This is a genomic window from Oribacterium sp., from assembly GCF_057249185.1.
The window spans coordinates 1-1,860 of record NZ_DBHIGR010000255.1 but is presented as its reverse complement, the minus strand read 5'-3'; the positions used below and the strand labels follow the sequence as shown (position 1 = coordinate 1,860).

Sequence of the window (1,860 nt, the reverse complement as noted above, 5' to 3'; positions counted from 1 at the left end):
TTTTTCCTTTACAAGTTTTTCTGAATTGGATATGATGTTATGGATTATATCAAGTTATTTCAGAACGATGAAGGAAAGGAAAACTATGAGTTTATTCTCCATAAAGAAAAATACAAAAAAGACTAAGAAGGTGTTTGTAAGCATCCTGTTCCTTAGTCTTTTTTGTCTGTCTATGATATTTACCGCCTTTGCAGGACCGGGGGAGCTATATCAGAAAAAACTGGAATCCCAAAGTTCTACATCCAGTAACGATGCTGAGATTCGAATCGGAAAAAAGCTTTTCCAAACAGAGATCGGAAAAAAGGAAGAACAACTCCTTGTAATGCTGGACCATGAATTGAGCCTATGGACCAAGGGAGAGGATCGCTATTATTTACAGTGGAAAACATACAACGGCTATGGCAGAAACGGTTTGAAAGAAGGAACGGAAAGAAAGGAAGGAGACGGAACAACTCCTTTAGGTGCTTATCCTATTTCCTTTGCCTTCGGCTTTCCAAGTTCTGTAAATACCAAGCTTCCTTATAAGCAGATTCAAAAGACTTCCTATTGGTCCGGGGAGAAAAATACCTACAATACCTGGGTGGAAAGTCCTACAAAGATTTCCGGGGAAAGATTGTATTCCTATAAGATTTGTTATGAAAAGGCTCTGGCCATCGGATTTAATCAAAATCCTGTGGTATTTGGTAGAGGCTCCGCTATTTTCTTACATATCAAAGCACCGGATACCTGGGAGAGCTCAGGCTGTATCACCATTGAAAAGCAGGCGATGGAAGAGTTGTTGCCCCTTCTGAAGGAAAAGCTGAGCATTATCACTTTACAGAAGGAAGAAGAGCTTCAGAAGTATTAAAGAACCGACATATTTTTTATACAATAGAGGATTATTACGGAATGGATTCCGCTGTACTAAGGAGGAGAAATGGATAACAAGAAAAAACGTTTGATTCGGGACTATTGTTATATGATTATAGGCTCCCTATTAATTTCCATTGCCTCCAAAAATATTTATGATCCGGCAGGATTAATTATCGGAGGAGTTTCCGGTATATCCATTATCCTTCGACACTTATTCGGTTTGCCCTTGTGGTTAAGTAATACCGTTATCAATATTCCCCTTTTTGTTCTGGGCTATCTCACTAAGGGATGGAAATTCATTGCCAGAACTATATTTGCTACCATGCTTTGTTCCTTTATTTTGTATGTACTTCCGGATTACACTCTGATTCCTGCAGATGATTTATTTTTAGACTCTGTGATTGGTGCCATTCTTATGGGTATTGGTTGCGGCTTGGTCTTTGCGGCATCCAGCACTACCGGTGGAACGGATTTGATGGCTGCGATTATTCAAACTCGCTTTAAGCATATATCCATTGCGAAGCTTTTACAGTTCTGCGACGGTGCTGTAGTGCTTTGGGGATTACAGCTCTTTGGGGTAACCAAGGCCTGCTATGCCATTGTATCCGTATATATTTTCACCAAACTTTGTGATTCCTTTATTGACGGTATGCACTTTGCCAAGGCGGTTACTATTATTTCCAATAAGGGAGAAGAGATTTCTCAATGGATTATGAAAGAGCTGGAACGAGGCGTTACCGGTATTGATGCGAAGGGAATGTATACCAGACAGGGAATTACCATGCTGTACTGTGTGCTGAGTCCCAGAGAGGTGACCAGAGTGAAGGACCAGGTTTACAGTATGGATGATAAGGCGTTCTTTATCATTTCCGATGTGCGGGAAGTACATGGCGAGGGTTTTATCAATCATAATGAAGATTAAAAGCATTACCATTCGTAAATCCAAAAATATTGTATTGCTTATCTTGGCAGGATTGGTGCTTCTATCCTGCCTTTTTCAGTATCCGG

General features: G+C 40.3%; 2 protein-coding genes. Both read left to right on the top strand.

Annotated elements, in window-relative coordinates; translation table 11 throughout:
• The first annotated feature begins 85 nt into the window (after positions 1-85).
• Positions 86-847, top strand: a complete 762-nt coding sequence (locus tag ACO4PX_RS10120) for a L,D-transpeptidase family protein (protein ID WP_485572583.1) — start codon at positions 86-88, stop codon at positions 845-847.
• A 69-nt stretch (positions 848-916) separates the two neighbouring features.
• Complete coding sequence (locus tag ACO4PX_RS10115; RefSeq protein ID WP_315375659.1) at positions 917-1,774, top strand: YitT family protein; 858 nt, start codon at positions 917-919, stop codon at positions 1,772-1,774.
• Positions 1,775-1,860 lie beyond the last annotated feature (86 nt).

Bases quoted from the DNA above. Each gene is read 5' to 3' on its own strand.
- ACO4PX_RS10120 (WP_485572583.1), top strand. From the start codon at position 86: ATGAGTTTATTCTCCATAAAGAAAAATACAAAAAAGACTAAGAAGGTG.
- ACO4PX_RS10115 (WP_315375659.1), top strand. From the start codon at position 917: ATGGATAACAAGAAAAAACGTTTGATTCGGGACTATTGTTATATGATT.